The sequence below is a fragment of the Gordonia desulfuricans NBRC 100010 genome (assembly GCF_001485495.1).
In the GTDB taxonomy this organism is placed as follows: Bacteria; Actinomycetota; Actinomycetes; order Mycobacteriales; family Mycobacteriaceae; genus Gordonia; species Gordonia desulfuricans.
This window is the reverse complement of record NZ_BCNF01000006.1, coordinates 1-17,434: the sequence shown is the minus strand read 5'-3', so window position 1 is coordinate 17,434 and position 17,434 is coordinate 1. Positions and strand designations below refer to the sequence as shown.

Below are 17,434 nucleotides of genomic sequence, written 5' to 3'. Positions count from 1 at the left end.
GATCGGGCGAGGTGCCCCCGGCGGCGTGCCCCCGACAGCGTGCCCCCCGACCGCGTGTCCGGATGCCGGGGTCGTGTCGGGGGCGGTGGTAGAAATGCCGCCATGGGAGCTGTGAGTTGGTGGCATTGGCTGATCCTGTTGGTCGTGATCGCGGTGATCGCGGCCGTCGTCGGTGGCATCGTCCTGGTCGCCAGGTCGGCGTCGGCGGCACAGCGAACCCAGGCCGGTCCGCCCCCGGGCTGGTATCCCGACCCCGGCAACCCCGCGCGGAGTCGGTACTGGGATGGCATGCGGTGGACCGGACATGAGTCCAGCGGTCCCTGATGTCCCGTGTTCGTTTGAGGTCTCGTATTCGATTGATACGCAATGGATTTCGATCTTTCGGCGGCGGTCTCGCCGACCGTGTCGAACGGGCGCCGTGGTAGGCATGGGTGGGCGACGTGACCGAACCCGCTGCTTAGGTAAACCTAATTCGGGGCGTAGCGTGGATGCGAACAAGGAGGTCCCATGGCCAAACGTGTGAACACCATGACCGTGCTGCGCCGCGAGCAGCTCACCGCACACATGGTGCGGCTCGTCCTCGGCGGCGACGGCTTCGACGGATTCGCTCCCGCCGTCGGTGCCGACGGACTCGGCGAGACCGACATGTACGTCAAGTTCATCTTCATGCCCGGTGGTGCCGGCTTGCCCGCCGACTTCGACCCGCGGGCGTCGCGGTCGCTGCCGGCCGAGCAGCAACCGATCCTGCGGACCTACACCATCCGCAAGGTCGACGCCGACCACCGCGAGATCTGGGTCGACTTCGTCGTCCACGGCGACGAAGGGGTCGCCGGACCGTGGGCGGCCTCGGTCGAACCCGGCACGGAGGTGTCTTTCCTCGGACCGGGCAGCGGCTACCATCCCCGCCCCGATGCGCCCTGGCATCTACTGGCCGGCGACGAGTCGGCCATGCCCGCCATCACCGCGGCCCTCGAGGCGCTCCCGGCCGATGCCCGAGCACAGGTGTTCATCGAGGTCGCCGGACCCGAGGACGAGATCACGCTGACCGCCCCGGCCGGTGCCGAGATCACCTGGGTGCATCGCGGTGGACCGGCAGGCGAGGTCGACGCCGACCATGCGGGCGACAACGCCCCGCTGATCGACGCCGTGCGCGGCGCCTTCTGGCTCGACGGTGAACCCCAGGTGTTCATCCACGGCGAGGCGCAGGCGGTGATGCACAACCTGCGCGCCTACGTCCGCAAGGAACGCGGGGTGAGCGCGGCCAACGCCTCGATCTCCGGCTACTGGCGGCGTGGCCGCTCCGAAGAGGGCTTCCGTACCTGGAAGGCCGAGCTGCGCGCGTCGGAGGAGGCCGCCGGGGCGAGCGTGTGACCCCACCCGCGGGTACCGATCCGGCAACGGGTCCGCGTGGGGGTTTGCGCTCACCCACGCGGACCGGTGAGGTCAGGGGATGACCGACGACGTCGCAGGTGCAGACGGCCCGGGGAACACAGGCGGCCCGGGGAACGCAGACGGCCCGGGGAACACCGATGCCCGGAACGCCACCACCGGGGAGGGCTCGGTGATCGCCGACTTCGCCGAGCACCTGCGGTTCGAGCGTGGACTCAGCGCACACACCATCCGCGCCTACACCGGTGACGTCCGTGGCCTCGTCTCGTTCGCCGGAGCGCGCGGCATCGCCGTCACCGCGATCGACCTCGACCTCCTGCGCGCCTGGCTCGCCGACCACACCCGTCGCGGTGCGGCGCGGACCACCGTGGCCCGGCAGGTCTCCTCGGCGAAGACCTTCTGCGCCTGGGCGGCCCGGGAGGGCATCCTCGGCACCGACCCGTCGACCCGATTGCAGGCGCCCAAGGCTCATCGCACACTGCCGGCGGTCCTGACCGCCGAGCAGGCCGACGCCGCCATCGCCGCCGCGGGCCGCAACCGGCACGTCCCCGACACCGGGGGAGACACCGACGGGGCTCCGGATGCCGACGGCACCCCGGAAACCGGAGACCAGCCCGCCGACCCGATCGCCCTGCGTGACCGCGCGATCCTCGAACTGCTCTATGGGACCGGAATCCGTGTCGGTGAACTGTGCGGACTCGACCTCGACGACGTCGACACCGACCGTCGGGTTCTCCGGGTGATCGGCAAGGGCAACAAGCAGCGCTCGGTGCCGTTCGGGATCCCGGCCGCCGACGCCCTCGACCGATGGCTGGCGGGCGGTCGGCCCGAATTGACCGGACCCCGATCCGGCGACGCCCTGCTCCTCGGTGCCAAGGGCGGCCGCCTCGACCAGCGCGTCGCCCGCACGGTGGTGACCACCGCCGTCGCGGCGGCCGGCGGCCCGGACATGGGACCGCACGGACTACGCCACAGCGCCGCGACTCACCTCCTCGAAGGCGGTGCCGACCTGCGCGTCGTGCAGGAACTGCTCGGCCATTCGTCGCTGGCGACGACGCAGATCTACACCCATGTCAGCGTCGAACGGCTGCGTGCGGTGCACCGGCAGGCCCACCCGCGCGCCTGACCGCCGCGGTGGCGCCCGGTTCACGGCGGGGCCCGGCCGAACCCGGATTCCCCGGCTGCCGATCCGCCGACCGGTTTCAGTCGTACCGGCACCGCACCCAGTAGCCCCAGCGGATCGAGATAGGTGGCCGTGCGGCCCGCGCCGCGGCGGGCACCCCAGTGCAGGCACGCCGCCGCCACACACCCCTCGTGCCCGCCGACGACGGTGCCGATCACCTGGCCGCGTCGCACCCGCAGTCCTTTGCGTACCTCCGCGCGCACCGGCTCATAGGTGGTGATCACACCGTCGGGGTGCTCGACGGAGATCGTCGGCTTCCCGGCGACGGTCCCGGCGAACCGCACCACGCCGTCGCCGGCGGCCAGCACCGACGCTCCGGCCGGGGCGGCCAGGTCGATCCCGCGGTGACCGGCCTGCCACCGTGGGGTCGGGGCGTCGAATCCCCGGACCACCGTCGGCTTCGGTGGCAGGGGAGCGACGTAGGCGCCCCGCGATGGTGCAGTCGGCGGTCGGGCCGCGACCAGCGCCGGTACCGCCAGCAACAGCGACGCCACCAGCGCGACCTCGGTCAGCGCGGCCACCAGACGTCGCCACTGCCGGCCTGGCTCGCGGGACCGTGGGGAGCGGGATCGCCGGGACACGACATCGGGGGCATGTATCGGGTTCATGCTGGATTAGACGCAGCGCGACCCCGGTCGGCTCCGACGGATTTTGGATCCCGGTCACGCCCGGGCGTATGGTTGACGGGCACTTCGTCTACGGGCGGAGTGACTTCGCGCGCCCACAACTCGGGTCGTGGCGGCTCACGCCCCCGACCTGCTCCGCGCGGGCGGTCCCGATCACGGTCGGGTTCCGTGCGAGCCGTGGGCGCCAGGATCGGTACCGCCGGTACCGATGTCAACTGCACACAAAGGATGGATTCATGGCTGTAGTGACCATGAAGCAGCTGCTCGACAGCGGCGCACACTTCGGGCATCAGACCCGCCGTTGGAACCCGAAGATGAAGCGATTCATCTTCACCGACCGCAACGGCATCTACATCATCGACCTGCAGCAGACGCTGACCTACATCGACAAGGCGTACGAGTTCGTCAAGGAGACCGTCGCCCACGGTGGCACCGTCCTCTTCGTCGGTACCAAGAAGCAGGCCCAGGAGTCCATCGCGGCCGAGGCCACCCGTGTCGGTATGCCGTACGTCAACCAGCGCTGGCTCGGTGGTATGCTCACCAACTTCCAGACCGTCCACAAGCGCCTTCAGCGGATGAAGGAGCTCGAGACCATGGAGCAGACCGGTGGCTTCGAGGGTCGCACCAAGAAAGAGATCTTGATGCTGACCCGCGAGAAGAACAAGCTCGAGCGCACCCTCGGTGGTATCCGGGATATGGCCAAGGTGCCGTCTGCAATTTGGGTTGTGGACACCAACAAGGAGCACATTGCTGTCGGTGAGGCACGCAAGCTCAACATCCCGGTCATCGCCATCCTCGACACCAACTGCGATCCCGATCTCGTCGACTACCCGATCCCGGGCAACGACGACGCGATCCGTAGCGCTGCTCTGCTGACCCGCGTGGTCGCGTCGGCCGTCGCCGAGGGTGTCCAGGCACGCGCCGGCCAGTCCTCGGACGACGCCAAGCCGGAGGCCGGCAGCGGTGAGCCGCTCGCCGAGTGGGAGCAGGAACTGCTGACCCAGGCCGCCGCACCCGCCGAGGGTGGCACCCCGGCATCCTGACCCGTACGGGTCCACGTCGTAGGCCTCCGGCCCGGTCTGTCCGGGCCGGAGGCCGACAGACATCCCAATACTCTCTCTAAGGAGGCTCGCCGACGATGGCGAACTACACCGCAGCCGATGTGAAGCGTCTCCGCGAACTCACTGGCTCTGGAATGCTGGACTGCAAGAAGGCGCTGGAGAACAACGACGGCGACTTCGACAAGGCCGTCGAGGAACTGCGCATCAAGGGTGCCAAGGACGTGGGTAAGCGCGCCGAGCGCTCCACCGCCGAGGGCCTGGTCGCCGCCAAGGGCGGCGTGATGATCGAGCTCAACTCCGAGACCGACTTCGTCGCCAAGAACGCCGAGTTCCAGGAACTCGCCGACAAGGTGCTCGACGCCGCCCTGGTCGCCAAGACCAGTGACGTCGAGGTGCTCAAGGCCGCTGCGCTCGGTGAGGGCACCGTCGCCGACGCCGTGCAGGGCCTCAGCGCCAAGATCGGCGAGAAGCTCGAGCTGCGTCGCGTCGTGTTCTACGACGGCCCGGTCGCCGTGTACCTGCACAAGCGCGCCTCCGATCTGCCGCCGGCCGTCGGCGTGCTGGTGTCCTACACCGGTGAGGGCGACGCCGCCGCCGAGGCCGCGCGCAACGCCGCACAGCAGGTCGCCGCACTCAAGGCCCGCTACGCCAGCCGCGACGAGGTCCCCGCCGACGTCGTCGAGAACGAGCGTCGCATCGCCGAGGAGACCGCCAAGGCCGAGGGTAAGCCCGAGCAGGCCCTGCCGAAGATCGTCGAAGGCCGTCTGACCGGCTTCTACAAGGACGTCGTGCTGGTCGACCAGCCCTTCGTCAAGGAGTCCAAGAAGACCGTCAAGAACATCCTCGACGAGGCGGGCGCCACCGTGGTGGCCTTCACCCGCTTCGAGGTCGGCCAGTCCTGACCGGTCCGGTGTGCCCCCGGCGCACCACCTGACGAAACGACGACCCCGTGTCCCCGTATCCATGGGGGACACGGGGTCGTCGCGTCGGGGCCCTAAGATGATTTCTGCAAGACCGGCTCGCATCCGCCCGGCGCGGACGCGGGGCGGCGTACACAGTCGGCGGCGGTGAGGAAGTTGATGAGCGAGTCCCCGGAATCCCAGCACTCGGAGAATGCAGCACGGACCGGATACAAGCGGGTCCTGCTGAAGCTCGGCGGCGAGATGTTCGGCGGTGGTGAGGTCGGACTCGATCCCGATGTCGTGGCGACGGTCGCCGACCAGATCGCCGAGGTCGTCGGATCCGGCGCGCAGGTGGCCGTGGTGATCGGCGGCGGAAACTTCTTCCGCGGCGCCGAACTGCAGCAGCGCGGCCTCGACCGGTCCCGTTCGGACTACATGGGCATGCTCGGCACCGTCATGAACTGCCTTGCGCTGCAAGACTTCCTGGAGAAGCGTGGCGTCACCACCCGCGTGCAGACCGCCATCACCATGGGTCAGGTCGCCGAGCCCTACCTGCCGCTGCGCGCACAGCGTCACCTGGAGAAGGGCCGTGTGGTGATCTTCGGTGCCGGCATGGGTATGCCGTACTTCTCCACCGACACCACCGCCGCCCAGCGTGCCCTCGAGATCAAGGCCGAGGTGGTGCTGATGGCCAAGGCCGTCGACGGGGTCTACAGCGACGACCCGCGCACCAACCCCGATGCCGTGCTCTACCGCGAGATCAGCCATCGCGAGGCTCTCGAGAAGCAGCTGAAGGTGGCCGACGCGACCGCGTTCAGCCTCTGCATGGACAACAAGATGCCGATGCTGGTGTTCAATCTCCTCGAGCAGGGCAACATCGCCCGCGCGGTGTCCGGCGAGCGGATCGGGACCCTGGTGTCGACCACCTAGACCCCTCACTGCCACCACCGCCGCCCACCACCGACGACACCCGCAGGACGGGGACGCCACCATCCGGTGACATCCCTGCCCGAGATACCGAACAGGAATCACGATGATCGACGAAACGCTGCTCGACGCCGAGGAGAAGATGGAGAAGGCCGTGAGCGTCGCCAAGGACGACATGGGCTCCATCCGTACCGGGCGCGCCAATCCCGCGATGTTCAACCGAATCCAGATCGAGTACTACGGCTCGCTGACCCCGGTCACCCAGGTCGCCTCCATCACCACCCCGGAGCCGCGCCTGGTGGTGATCAAGCCCTATGAGGCCTCCACCCTGCGTGACATCGAGACCGCGATCCGCAACTCCGACCTGGGCGTCAACCCGACCAACGACGGCTCGCTGATCCGCGTGTCGATCCCGCAGCTCACCGAGGACCGCCGCAAGGAGCTCGTCAAGCAGGCCAAGGGCAAGGGCGAGGACGCCAAGGTGTCCATCCGCAACGTCCGGCGCAAGGCGCTCGACGAGCTCAAGCGCATCCAGAAGGACGGCGAGGCCGGCGAGGACGAGGTGGTGCGCGCCGAGAAGGATCTCGACAAGACCACCGCCACCTACGTCGCCCAGATCGACGAGCTGGTCAAGCACAAGGAGTCCGAGCTGCTCGAGGTGTGATCACACACCCTCGGCACCCTTCGGACTCAGACAGGCGGAAACCAGACGATGGACAAGGCGTCGGCAAAGGAGCCGGAGTCACCACGAAAATCCCGCGCGGGGCGTGATCTACCCGCAGCGATCGGGGTGGGTGTGGCACTGGGTGCCACGATCATCCTGATCCTGCTGTTCGCACCCAGGCTCTGGTACGTCGTCGTCGCCCTGGCGTTCGCCACCGCCACCTGGGAGGTCACCAAACGCCTCCGGGGCGGCGGCTACGACGTCGCGCTCTGGCCGCTGATCATCGGCGGCCAGGCGATGATCTGGAGCAGCTGGCCGTGGGGGACCACCGGCATCCTGGTGGCCTTCGTCGGCACCATCCTGGTGATCATGGTGTGGAAGCTGCTCGCCCAGGGCATCTCCCACGCCCCGCAGAACTATCTGCGCAATCTCGCCGCATCGGTGTTCGTGGCGGCGTGGTTGCCACTGCTGGCGTCCTTCGGCGTCCTGATGGTCAACCAGGACCACGGTGCCGCACGCGTGGCGACCCTGATGATCGTGGTGGTCTGCTCCGATGTCGGCGGATATGCCGCCGGCGTGCTGTTCGGCAAGCATCCGATGGCCCCGGCGATCAGCCCCAAGAAGTCGTGGGAGGGTCTGGTCGGGTCGCTGCTGGTGGGCACCACCGGTGCGGTGTGCTCGGTGATCTTCCTGCTCGACAACCGCTGGTGGGTGGGCTTGGTCCTCGGGCCGGTCCTGGTGATCTGCGCGACACTCGGTGACCTGGTGGAATCGCAGGTCAAGCGGGACCTGGGGATCAAGGACATGGGTACCCTGCTGCCCGGGCACGGCGGGATCATGGATCGCCTGGACTCGTTGCTGCCGTCGGCGTTCATCGTGTGGGCGGTACTCACCGCGCTGCTCTGACGTGGTGACCGGTGTGGGAGCCCGCTCCTGGCGGTGACCACGACCACCCTCGGTGACGTGCGACAATGGAACCCATGACTTCACTGCCCCTCGTCTTCGACGCTCCTCGTCGGGGGCGTCCGCCGACGCATTTCGCCGATCTCGATCAGGCGGCACGGGTTGCGGCCCTCGGGGAACTGGGTCTGCCGAAGTTCCGCGCCGACCAGCTCGCCCGCCAGTACTACGGCCGCCTCAACGGCGACGTCGAGGAGATGACCGACCTGCCGGCCGGTGCCCGGGCCAAGGTCGGCGAGGCGCTGTTCCCCAAACTGCTCGCCCCGGTGCGGCACGTCTCCTGCGACGACGGCAGCACCCGCAAGACGCTGTGGCGACTGCACGACGGGACGCTGCTCGAGAGCGTGCTGATGCGCTACACCGACCGCAACACGCTGTGCATCTCCAGCCAGGCAGGCTGCGGTATGGCATGCCCGTTCTGCGCGACCGGCCAGGGCGGTCTCGACCGCAACCTGTCGACCGGTGAGATCGTCGACCAGGTGCGCTCCGCGGCCCGGGCCCTGCGCGACGGCGAGTTCGGTCCCGAGGGCCGTCTGTCGAACATCGTCTTCATGGGCATGGGTGAGCCGCTCGCCAACTACAAGCGCGTGGTGTCGGCGGTGCGGCAGATCACCTCACCCGCACCCGAGGGGCTCGGCATCTCCGCGCGGTCGGTGACGGTCTCCACCGTCGGGCTGGCGCCGTCGATCCGACGACTCGCCGACGAAGGGCTGGCGGTGACGCTGGCCGTGTCGCTGCACACCCCCGACGACGAACTGCGCGACACCCTCGTCCCGGTGAACAACCGGTGGTCGGTGTCGGAGGTGCTCGACGCCGCCCGCTACTACGCCGACACCACCGGACGCCGCGTCTCCATCGAGTACGCGCTGATCCGCGACGTCAACGATCAGCCGTGGCGTGCCGACATGCTGGGGCAGAAGCTCCACAAGGCCCTCGGCTCGCGGGTCCACGTCAACCTCATCCCACTCAACCCGACGCCGGGATCGGAATGGGACGCCAGTCCCAAACCCGTAGAGCGCGAGTTCGTTCGCCGGGTGCAGGCGCACGGTGTCTCGTGCACCGTCCGTGACACCCGTGGGCAGGAGATCGCCGCGGCCTGCGGCCAGCTCGCCGCAGAAGAGACCGCGGGCTGAGGTCTGCCGCTGCCCATGTCGGCCGGCCTACAACCCCTTGGTGATTGAGCCGGGACCGAGGCCGAAGGTGTCGGTGACCCTCTCGGAGGTGGTCGCCTTGTGCGGTCGGCCGGCGGAGGTTTCGACACGTCTCGTCGCTCCGCTCCTCACCGGCTCAACCAGCGTTGCCACCTGCTGATTGAGTCGAGATCCGGTGGGACGAGGGTGTTGGTGACCCACTGAGAGGTGGTCGCCTTCTGTGGTTGGCCGGCGGAGGTTTTCGACACGTCTCGTCGCTCCGCTCCTCGTCGGCTCAACCAGCGTTGCCACCTGCTGATTGAGTCGAGATGTACCTTGGCGATGGTCGCGAACGACGTTGGTTCAGTTCAATGAACGTTGCCACCTGCACGAACAACAGAGCCCGACCGGAACATGTCCGGTCGGGCTCTGTGATCAAGATCTGGTGGCTATTTCCACTGCTTCTTGGCGAACATCCCGCGGAGGATGAACGCGGCCACGATCAGGGCCGAAGCGATCAGCCAGATGTCCTCGACATGGCCCACGTGATTGCCGACCAGCATGCAGAGCAGGATCACGACGGAGATCCAGCCGGCAACATAGAAGTTGCGGGTCGCCACACCGTGCCATCCGAAACGCGCCGACGGGGCGTCGGCGGGCTCATGCCGCCAACCGGTGTCGATGTCGTCGCTGTGCTCGACGTCGGTGCTTGCCACGGTGACTCCTCACTGCGCTGACGCCAGAGTTCTCTGACGGTAGGTAGTAGTTCTGCGAGAAGCATAGCCGTACCCCGCCGACGGTGGTGCACTCCCCACACCGAAGTCCCCCGAGTCGTGCTCTCTGCGGGGCCGCCCCGATGCCCATCCGGCCGACTCGGCCGATCGGTGTAAGAATTCGCCCATGCATCCGCCCACGAGAACGCTCGCCGACTACCGCTCCGAGAACTACCCCCGCGACATGATCGGCTACGGTGCCCAGCCGCCGGACCCGCAGTGGCCGGGCGGCGCGAAGATCGCCGTGCAGTTCGTCCTCAACTATGAGGAGGGCAGTGAGAACAACGTTCTCGAGAACGACCGGGGCAGTGAGACATTCCTCTCGGAGATGATCGGGGCACAGTCGTTCCCGAACCGCCACATGAGCATGGAGTCGCTCTACGAGTACGGCTCCCGCGCCGGGGTGTGGCGCATCCTGCGGACCTTCGAACGTCGCGGACTGCCGTTGACGATCTTCGCCGTCGCCCAGGCCATGGCCCGCAATCCGGAGGCCGCCGCGGCATTCGTCGAACGCGGCGACGAGATCGCCTGCCACGGATACCGGTGGCTGAGCTACCAGATGGTCGATTCCCATGTCGAGCGCGAGCACATGCGCGCAGGCATGGAAATGCTCACCGAGATCACCGGCCGGCGGCCCCTGGGCTGGTACACCGGCCGTGATTCCCCCAACACCCGCGAGCTCGTCGTCGAATACGGCGGATTCGTCTACGACTCCGACAGCTACGCCGACGACCTCCCGTACTGGGTGAAGGTCCCGCGCACCGCCGACGGCGTGACCGGTGACGTCGATCACCTCGTCGTGCCCTACACCCTCGACACCAACGACATGCGGTTCTCCTCGCCGGGCGGATTCCCGTCCGGGGAGCAGTACTTCGCGCACCTGCGGGACGCCTTCGACGTGCTCTATCGCGAAGGCGTGGAGGGATCACCCAAGATGCTGTCGGTGGGTCTGCACTGCCGGCTCGTCGGACGACCCGCGCGGTTGGCGGCGCTGGAGCGCTTCCTCGACCACATCCAATCCCACGACGACGTGTGGATCTCCCGGCGGATCGACATCGCCGAACACTGGCGCACCGTGCACCCCGCACCCGGGGGTGTCACCGGCTAGACCCCGGTGCCCCGAGCGTGACCACACCGGGGCCGTGATCACATCGGGCCGTGCGCGACAATGGTGCACGTGACGACGCGTGTGCTGATTCTCGGTTCCACCGGCTCGATCGGGGTACAGGCCCTCGAGGTGATCTCCGAACACCCTGAGTTGTTCTCGGTGGCCGGTCTGGGCGCCGGCGGCGGCAACACCGACCGCCTCGCCGCCCAGGCCGCCGCCTTCGGCATCCCCGCCGAACGCGTGGCCGTCGCCGATCCCGCGGCCGCCGACACGGTGTCGGCGCAGCTCGGTGGCACCGTCCTGAGCGGCCCCGAGGCGATGGTCCGGCTGATCGAGACCGTCGAGGCCGACGTCGTGCTCAATGCCGTCGTCGGGTCGATCGGTCTGGGACCGAGCCTGGCCACCCTCGCCTCCGGGGCGCGGCTGGCGCTGGCGAACAAGGAATCGCTGGTCGCGGGCGGCGCCCTGGTCCTGAAGGCCGCGGCACCGGGCCAGATCGTGCCGGTGGACTCCGAGCACTCGGCGATCGCCCAGTGTCTGCGCGGCGGGACCGCCGACGAGGTCGACCGCCTGGTGCTGACCGCATCCGGTGGCCCGTTCCGCGGGTGGAGTGCCGACCGGCTCGTCGACGTCACCCCCGAACAGGCCGGCAAGCATCCGACCTGGTCGATGGGGCCGATGATCACCCTCAACTCGGCGACCCTGGTCAACAAGGCACTCGAGGTGATCGAGGCGCACCTGCTGTTCGGCGTGCCCTACGACCGGATCGACGTCACCGTGCATCCGCAGTCGATCGTCCACTCGATGGTCACCTTCATCGACGGTGCGACCATCGCCAAGGCCTCACCGCCGTCGATGAAATTGCCGATCGCCCTGGCCCTCGGCTGGCCGCATCGGGTGCCCGGATCGTCGCAGGCCTGCGACTTCTCCACGGCGTCGGCGTGGACCTTCGAACCCGTCGACGACGAGGTGTTCCCGGCGATCGGCCTCGCCCGCCGCGCCGGCACCACCGGCGGCAGCCTCACCGCGGTGTTCAACGCGGCCAACGAGGCCGCCGCCGAGGGATTCTTCGCCGGTGCCATCACCTTCCCGCGGATCGTGGAGATCATCGGCGAGGTACTCGACGACGCAGATCAATGGCAGGCCACGCCCGGTACTGTGGAGGAGGTCCTCGCCGCCGATGCCTGGGCGCGCACCCGCGCCGCGCACCTGGTGGCGATGACGCGCCGGGCCTGAGTCGGCGTCCGGGCCGCGTTCCGGCCTTCCCCGGAGGCAACCCGGCAGCACGCCCGGACAGCAACGAAGAGACGAGAGAGTACGAGTAGTGGTTTTCGCGATCGGCGTCGTGTTGTTCGCCCTGGGGCTGCTCGCCTCGATCGCCTGGCACGAGTGCGGGCACATGTGGGCGGCGCAGGCCACCGGGATGAAGGTGCGCCGATACTTCGTCGGCTTCGGGCCCACCCTGTGGTCGACCCGTCGCGGTGAGACCGAGTACGGCGTCAAGGCACTGCCGTTCGGCGGTTTCTGCGACATCGCCGGGATGACCCCGCACGAACAGCTCATCGCAGACGAGCAGAGCCGGGCGATGTTCCGGCAGAAGCCGTGGAAACGTCTCGTCGTGCTGTTCGCCGGTCCGGCCCAGAACTTCATTCTCGGCTTCGTGCTGATCGTCGTCGCCGGACTCGTGTGGGGACTGCCCGATCTGTCACCGGCACCGGTCGGGACCACCCTGACCAAGATCTCCTGCGTCCCTTCGACCATCACCGTCGACGCCGACGGCAACCAGACCGAGTCGGGCTGCACCGGCACCGGCCCGGCCGGCGCGGCCGGAATGCAGCCCGGAGACAAGATCGTCGCGATCGACGGCAATCCCGTCGACCAGGCATCGCAGCTGTCACCCCGGATCCGGGAATCGAGCGGGCCGATCACCCTGACCGTCGATCGCGCGGGCACCGAGTTCACCACCACGATGACCCCGCAGCCGCTCACGGTGACCACCACCGACAGCAAGGGCACCACGTCCACCCAGACCATCAACCGGGTCGGGATCGTCTTCGACGCCCCGCCGACCTGGAAGACCTACAACGCGCTGACCATCTGGCCGGGCGCGGCGGTGTTCACCGGCGAACTCGCCCACCAGACCTGGAATGCGCTGCTGTCGATGCCGACCAAGGTGCACAACCTGTGGATCGCGGTCACCGGCGGAGAACGCGACCCCGACACCCCGGTCAGCGTCTACGGTGCGACCGTGCTCGGTGGTCAGGCCGCCGAACGCGGCCTGTGGGAGACCTTCTTCCTGCTGCTGATCAGCATCAACTTCTTCCTCGGTCTGTTCAACCTGATCCCGCTACTACCCTTGGACGGTGGCCATATGGCCATCGTCGGATACGAGAAGGGACGCGACACGTTTCGCCGGTGGTTCGGACGTGCCCCCGGCGGCCCGGTCGACTACTACAAACTGCTGCCGCTGACCTACGCGGTCGTCGTGGTGATGGCCGGATTCATGGTGCTCACCCTGACCGCCGACATCGTCAACCCGATCACCTTCCCGAATTGACGTCGCCACCCGCCCGGCCCAGCCCCACACCCACAGCCCACACCCACAGATCCATCCGCAGGGAGATTGAGATGTCCGCCTCTGACCCGGCCACTGCGACCCCGATCGGCCTCGGCCTGCCGACGGCCCCGCCGCCGGTGCTCGCCCCGCGCCGCAAGACCCGCCAGATCCAGGTGGGATCGGTGGGGGTCGGCAGCGACCACCCCATCTCGGTGCAGTCGATGACCACCACCAAGACCCACGACATCAACGCCACCCTCCAGCAGATCGCAGCGCTCACCGCGTCGGGCTGTGACATCGTCCGCGTCGCCTGCCCGCGGCAGGAGGACGCCGAGGCGCTGCCGGTGATCGCAAAGAAGTCGAAGATCCCGGTGATCGCCGACATCCACTTCCAGCCGAAGTACATCTTCGCCGCGATCGACGCCGGCTGCGCCGCGGTGCGCGTGAACCCCGGCAACATCAAGGAGTTCGACGGCCGCGTCAAGGAGGTCGCCAAGGCCGCCGGTGATGCGGGCATCCCCATCCGGATCGGGGTCAACGCCGGCTCGCTGGACAAGCGGATCATGCAGAAGTACGGCAAGGCCACCCCGGAGGCGCTCGTCGAGTCGGCGCTGTGGGAGGCCGGACTGTTCGAGGAACACGGCTTCGGCGACATCAAGATCTCGGTCAAGCACAACGACCCGGTCGTGATGGTGGAGGCCTACCGCCAGCTCGCCGCACAGTGCGACTACCCGCTGCACCTCGGTGTCACCGAGGCCGGGCCGGCGTTCCAGGGCACCATCAAGTCCGCGGTCGCCTTCGGTGCGCTGCTCAGTCAGGGCATCGGCGACACGATCCGGGTGTCGCTGTCGGCGCCGCCCGCCGAGGAGGTCAAGGTCGGCGATCAGATCCTGCAGTCGCTGAATCTGCGGCCCCGCAAGCTCGAGATCGTCTCCTGCCCGTCGTGTGGTCGTGCGCAGGTCGACGTCTACAAGCTCGCCGACGCGGTGTCGGCGGGCCTCGAGGGCATGGAGGTGCCGCTGCGCGTGGCGGTGATGGGCTGCGTCGTCAACGGACCGGGTGAGGCCCGCGAAGCCGACCTCGGTGTGGCATCGGGAAACGGCAAGGGACAGATCTTCGTCAAGGGCGAGGTGATCAAGACCGTGCCGGAAGCCCAGATCGTGGAGACATTGATCGAGGAAGCGCTGCGAATCGCGGAAGAGTCGGGGGAGACTGGAGAAGGCGCGCCCGCTGGGCCGCCGGTGGTGACCGTTTCATAGCGCATCGGAGCCCCCCGAGATCGGGGCTGACGGGGACTCCGGGCACGAGAGGAGTGACGCGGTGCTGAGGCTGCTGGGCGACAAACCGCTCGGTGCGCGTGACGCGCCCGCGGTCAGTCGCGTCCTGAACTCCGACCCGGTGTCGATGTGTATGGTGGCCGCGCGGTTCGAATCCCACGGGATCGAGCCGCGGCTGCTCGGTGGCGAACTGTGGTCGGCCTCCGACCCGGAGCGCTCGCTGTGCTTCTCCGGCGCCAACATGATCCCGCTGCGCGGTTCGCCCGACGACCTCTCCCACTTCGCCGATCGTGCGGTCGCCAACGCCCGCATCTGCTCGTCGATCGTCGGGGAGTCCGGGCTGGCCATGTCGCTGTGGGAACGCGTCGACGACGACTGGGGTCCGGCACGCGAGATCCGTCCGGTGCAGCCGTTGATGGCGTTGTCGGGGGAGCCGCTCGTCGAACCCGACCCGCAGGTCCGGCTGGTGACCCTCGACGACCTCGACACCTATCTGCCCGCCGCAGTGGACATGTTCATCGGTGAGGTCGGCGTGGACCCCTGCGCCGGTGACGGCGGACGGTCCTACCGCCGCCGACTCGCCTCCCTGATCGCCGCGCGCCGCGTCTTCGCCCGATTCGAGGACGGCCAGGTGGTGTTCAAGGCCGAGGTGGGATCGATGTCGCGGGCGGTCGGCCAGATCCAGGGCGTCTGGGTGGATCCGTGCATGCGGGGCCGAGGACTCGGCGCCGCGGGGACCGCCGCGGTCGCATCGGCGATCGCCGCGCGGGGGCGGGTGCCGAGCCTGTATGTGAACAGCTTCAACCTGCCGGCCCGCGCCGCCTATGAGCGGATCGGGTTCACCCAGGTGGGGACGTTCGCCACCATCCTGATCGACTGAGCCCGGCCAGGAGCCGCCGACGCCGAGGCGATTCGGTCGGCTCGGCTGTGGGTTCGGTGTGCACACCGCGTGGCTCCCGCCGTCGGGGTCGTCGGGACCCTAGGATCGGCAACCGATGGAGCAACGCAGACCCCGACTGGCCGCCCTGGCCGCCGTGCTGATCAGTGCTGCGCTGACGCTGGGTCTGGTGACCGCGTGCTCGGAGACCGACAACGGTCCGCGTGATGCCGTCGACGCCTTCCTGACCGCCTTCGGCACAGGTGATTTCGATGCGGCCGCCGCACTCACCGACAACCCGTCGGCCGCCGGTGCGGGCCTGCGGTCGGCGTGGGACGGGCTGGCCGCCACCGGCGTGTCCGGCAGGTCCGGGCGCACCACCATCGACCAGGACACCGCGGAGGTCGCGGTCACCTACCGCTGGGATCTGCCCAGGTCGCGGAACTGGGAGTACGGTGCCACCGTCAAGGCGATCCGCTCCGACGCCGACGGCTGGCGCGTGCGTTGGAGCTCCACCGACATCAATCCGAAACTCGGTGCCGATCAACGCCTTTCGCTGCGCATCACCGAACCCCCGCGTGCCCAGGTCAACGAGTCCGACGGGTCGGCGGTGATGGTCGACGGCACCGTCATCGGCATCGCCTTCGATGCCGAGGCCGCCGCGGCGGCCGGGTCGGTCATCGACTCGCTCAACCGCCTGGTCACCGTGCTGGGCCCGATCCAACCCGATCTCGACGTCCAGCGCATCGCCGAGGAATCCACCGCGTCGGACGGCACCTATCCGATCACCCGGCTGTCCGAAGCAGAGTTCGACCGGCTGCGCGATCAGCTCGCGATCCCGGGGGTGGTGCACAACGAACAGGTCGAACTCGTCACCAAGAACCCGAACTTCGCCCCGGCGCTGCTGAGCGGCGTCAAACAGGTCGTCGAGTCGGAGGTGGACGGACGGGTCGGCTGGAAGGTGGTCACCGTCAACCCCAACGGGCTCGACGCCGACGTCCTCGTCGACAACGCCGCCGAGCCGGCCCCGGCGATCACGCTGAGCCTGTCCCGGTCGGTGCAGAACGCCGCGCAGCGGGCGGTCAACGCCACCAACGCCTTCCAGATAGCGATGGTGGTGATCCAGCCGTCCACCGGGAAGATCCTCGCGGTGGCCCAGAACCCGGCGGCCGATCGGCAGGGGCCGATCGCCACCACCGGTCTGTACCCGCCCGGCTCGACCTTCAAGATGGTCACCTCCGCGGCGGCGTTCAACCGCGACATGGCCACCCCCGACACCATCGTCGGCTGCCCCGGCGAGATCACCATCGGCCCGCGCACCATCCCGAACTACGACAACTTCTCGCTCGGTGCGGTCACGTTGCAGCGGGCCTTCGCGCAGTCGTGCAACACCACCTTCGCCAAACTCGCCAGCGAGATGGGACCGTCGGATCTGGCACATGCGGCCACCGCGATGGGTCTCGGCCAGACCTACGACATCCCCGGGCTGACCACCGCGACCGGCTCGGTGCCGATCGAGAGTGATCTGGTGGCGCGCACCGAGGACGGCTTCGGGCAGGGCAAGGACCTGGCCAGTCCGTTCGGGATGGCGCTGGTCGCGGCGACCGTCGCCAACAACGGGAAGCTCCCCGTACCGCAACTGATCCTGGGCCGTGAGACCAAGATCGAGGGCCCGACGACGACACTCGAACCCAACGTGGTGGGGGAGCTGCGGCCGATGATGCGGGAGGTGGTCACCACCGGTACCGCGACGCGTATCGCAGGACAGGGTGAGGTGTACGGCAAGACCGGTGAGGCCGAGTTCGACGGCGGTTCCCACGCCTGGTTCGCCGGCTACCGCGGTGACCTGGCCTTCGCGACATTGGTGGTGCGCGGCGGGTCGTCGGACAATGCTGTCGGTGTCACGAACGACTTCCTCAACTTCCTGCCCGCAGGGTTCTGACACAGTCCTGCTCGATCGGCGTGACCACTTCTGAGGTGGTTGCCGACATTGTCCGCTC

General features: G+C 68.5%; 17 protein-coding genes. 15 read left to right on the top strand and 2 right to left on the bottom strand.

The window, feature by feature from the left end; translation table 11 throughout:
• The first annotated feature begins 102 nt into the window (after positions 1-102).
• The 3 genes from GD1_RS01015 (at position 103) to GD1_RS01005 (ending at position 2,515) form a co-directional block, all read left to right on the top strand.
• The gene (locus GD1_RS01015; RefSeq protein WP_083533772.1) at positions 103-324 is read left to right on the top strand and encodes a DUF2510 domain-containing protein; all 222 of its coding nucleotides are present in this window, start codon (positions 103-105) and stop codon (positions 322-324) included.
• A 183-nt stretch (positions 325-507) separates the two neighbouring features.
• Entirely contained in the window at positions 508-1,371 is an 864-nt protein-coding gene (locus GD1_RS01010) for a siderophore-interacting protein (RefSeq protein WP_059035086.1), read from the top strand.
• Positions 1,372-1,450: 79 nt separating this feature from the next.
• Positions 1,451-2,515 (top strand): tyrosine recombinase XerC, encoded by a 1,065-nt coding sequence (locus GD1_RS01005; protein ID WP_083533771.1) that lies wholly within the window; start codon positions 1,451-1,453, stop codon positions 2,513-2,515.
• Positions 2,516-2,535: 20 nt separating this feature from the next.
• Here the strand turns inward: GD1_RS01005 and GD1_RS01000 are convergent, their stop codons facing one another.
• Positions 2,536-3,180 (bottom strand): M23 family metallopeptidase, encoded by a 645-nt coding sequence (locus GD1_RS01000; protein WP_083533770.1) that lies wholly within the window; start codon positions 3,178-3,180, stop codon positions 2,536-2,538.
• A 254-nt stretch (positions 3,181-3,434) separates the two neighbouring features.
• Between GD1_RS01000 and rpsB the strand changes: the two genes are divergently transcribed.
• From rpsB to rlmN, 6 genes are all read left to right on the top strand, one after another.
• Positions 3,435-4,241 carry a 30S ribosomal protein S2 gene (gene rpsB / locus GD1_RS00995; RefSeq protein ID WP_053778743.1) on the top strand — a complete coding sequence of 269 codons (807 nt, stop codon included), beginning with the start codon at positions 3,435-3,437 and terminating at the stop codon, positions 4,239-4,241.
• Positions 4,242-4,336: 95 nt separating this feature from the next.
• Positions 4,337-5,161 carry a translation elongation factor Ts gene (tsf, locus tag GD1_RS00990; protein ID WP_053778742.1) on the top strand — a complete coding sequence of 275 codons (825 nt, stop codon included), beginning with the start codon at positions 4,337-4,339 and terminating at the stop codon, positions 5,159-5,161.
• A 177-nt stretch (positions 5,162-5,338) separates the two neighbouring features.
• The gene (pyrH, locus tag GD1_RS00985; protein ID WP_053778741.1) at positions 5,339-6,091 is read left to right on the top strand and encodes a UMP kinase; all 753 of its coding nucleotides are present in this window, start codon (positions 5,339-5,341) and stop codon (positions 6,089-6,091) included.
• Between the two features lie 103 nt (positions 6,092-6,194).
• The gene (frr, locus tag GD1_RS00980) at positions 6,195-6,752 is read left to right on the top strand and encodes a ribosome recycling factor (protein WP_020789960.1); all 558 of its coding nucleotides are present in this window, start codon (positions 6,195-6,197) and stop codon (positions 6,750-6,752) included.
• Between the two features lie 48 nt (positions 6,753-6,800).
• On the top strand, positions 6,801-7,658 hold the full coding sequence (locus GD1_RS00975) for a phosphatidate cytidylyltransferase (protein ID WP_020789959.1): 858 nt from the start codon (positions 6,801-6,803) through the stop codon (positions 7,656-7,658).
• A gap of 74 nt (positions 7,659-7,732) precedes the next feature.
• Positions 7,733-8,845 (top strand): dual-specificity RNA methyltransferase RlmN, encoded by a 1,113-nt coding sequence (gene rlmN / locus GD1_RS00970; protein WP_059035107.1) that lies wholly within the window; start codon positions 7,733-7,735, stop codon positions 8,843-8,845.
• A gap of 446 nt (positions 8,846-9,291) precedes the next feature.
• Here the strand turns inward: rlmN and GD1_RS00965 are convergent, their stop codons facing one another.
• Positions 9,292-9,558: a DUF2631 domain-containing protein gene (locus GD1_RS00965; protein WP_020792062.1), complete on the bottom strand. Its 267-nt coding sequence runs from the start codon at positions 9,556-9,558 to the stop codon at positions 9,292-9,294.
• A gap of 184 nt (positions 9,559-9,742) precedes the next feature.
• Here GD1_RS00965 and puuE point away from each other — a divergent pair, with 184 nt between their 5' ends.
• The 6 genes from puuE to GD1_RS00935 all read left to right on the top strand — a co-directional run bounded on the left by puuE (position 9,743) and on the right by GD1_RS00935 (position 17,376).
• Entirely contained in the window at positions 9,743-10,723 is a 981-nt protein-coding gene (gene puuE, locus GD1_RS00960) for an allantoinase PuuE (protein WP_059035084.1), read from the top strand.
• Positions 10,724-10,783: 60 nt separating this feature from the next.
• Entirely contained in the window at positions 10,784-11,959 is a 1,176-nt protein-coding gene (gene dxr, locus GD1_RS00955) for a 1-deoxy-D-xylulose-5-phosphate reductoisomerase (RefSeq protein WP_059035082.1), read from the top strand.
• A gap of 88 nt (positions 11,960-12,047) precedes the next feature.
• Positions 12,048-13,280, top strand: a complete 1,233-nt coding sequence (locus GD1_RS00950) for a M50 family metallopeptidase (RefSeq protein ID WP_059035080.1) — start codon at positions 12,048-12,050, stop codon at positions 13,278-13,280.
• Between the two features lie 71 nt (positions 13,281-13,351).
• A complete protein-coding gene (gene ispG / locus GD1_RS00945) occupies positions 13,352-14,539 on the top strand; it encodes a flavodoxin-dependent (E)-4-hydroxy-3-methylbut-2-enyl-diphosphate synthase (RefSeq protein WP_059035077.1) in 1,188 nt (395 codons plus the stop codon).
• 61 nt (positions 14,540-14,600) lie between these two features.
• Positions 14,601-15,437: a GNAT family N-acetyltransferase gene (locus tag GD1_RS00940; protein WP_059035075.1), complete on the top strand. Its 837-nt coding sequence runs from the start codon at positions 14,601-14,603 to the stop codon at positions 15,435-15,437.
• Positions 15,438-15,552: 115 nt separating this feature from the next.
• Positions 15,553-17,376 (top strand): penicillin-binding transpeptidase domain-containing protein, encoded by a 1,824-nt coding sequence (locus tag GD1_RS00935; RefSeq protein WP_053776390.1) that lies wholly within the window; start codon positions 15,553-15,555, stop codon positions 17,374-17,376.
• Positions 17,377-17,434 lie beyond the last annotated feature (58 nt).

Coding starts and splice junctions, on each gene's coding strand:
- GD1_RS01015 (WP_083533772.1), top strand. CDS start 103: ATGGGAGCTGTGAGTTGGTGGCATTGGCTGATCCTGTTGGTCGTGATC.
- GD1_RS01010 (WP_059035086.1), top strand. CDS start 508: ATGGCCAAACGTGTGAACACCATGACCGTGCTGCGCCGCGAGCAGCTC.
- GD1_RS01005 (WP_083533771.1), top strand. CDS start 1,451: ATGACCGACGACGTCGCAGGTGCAGACGGCCCGGGGAACACAGGCGGC.
- GD1_RS01000 (WP_083533770.1), bottom strand. CDS start 3,180: ATGAACCCGATACATGCCCCCGATGTCGTGTCCCGGCGATCCCGCTCC.
- rpsB (WP_053778743.1), top strand. CDS start 3,435: ATGGCTGTAGTGACCATGAAGCAGCTGCTCGACAGCGGCGCACACTTC.
- tsf (WP_053778742.1), top strand. CDS start 4,337: ATGGCGAACTACACCGCAGCCGATGTGAAGCGTCTCCGCGAACTCACT.
- pyrH (WP_053778741.1), top strand. CDS start 5,339: ATGAGCGAGTCCCCGGAATCCCAGCACTCGGAGAATGCAGCACGGACC.
- frr (WP_020789960.1), top strand. CDS start 6,195: ATGATCGACGAAACGCTGCTCGACGCCGAGGAGAAGATGGAGAAGGCC.
- GD1_RS00975 (WP_020789959.1), top strand. CDS start 6,801: ATGGACAAGGCGTCGGCAAAGGAGCCGGAGTCACCACGAAAATCCCGC.
- rlmN (WP_059035107.1), top strand. CDS start 7,733: ATGACTTCACTGCCCCTCGTCTTCGACGCTCCTCGTCGGGGGCGTCCG.
- puuE (WP_059035084.1), top strand. CDS start 9,743: ATGCATCCGCCCACGAGAACGCTCGCCGACTACCGCTCCGAGAACTAC.
- dxr (WP_059035082.1), top strand. CDS start 10,784: ATGGTGCACGTGACGACGCGTGTGCTGATTCTCGGTTCCACCGGCTCG.
- ispG (WP_059035077.1), top strand. CDS start 13,352: ATGTCCGCCTCTGACCCGGCCACTGCGACCCCGATCGGCCTCGGCCTG.
- GD1_RS00935 (WP_053776390.1), top strand. CDS start 15,553: ATGGAGCAACGCAGACCCCGACTGGCCGCCCTGGCCGCCGTGCTGATC.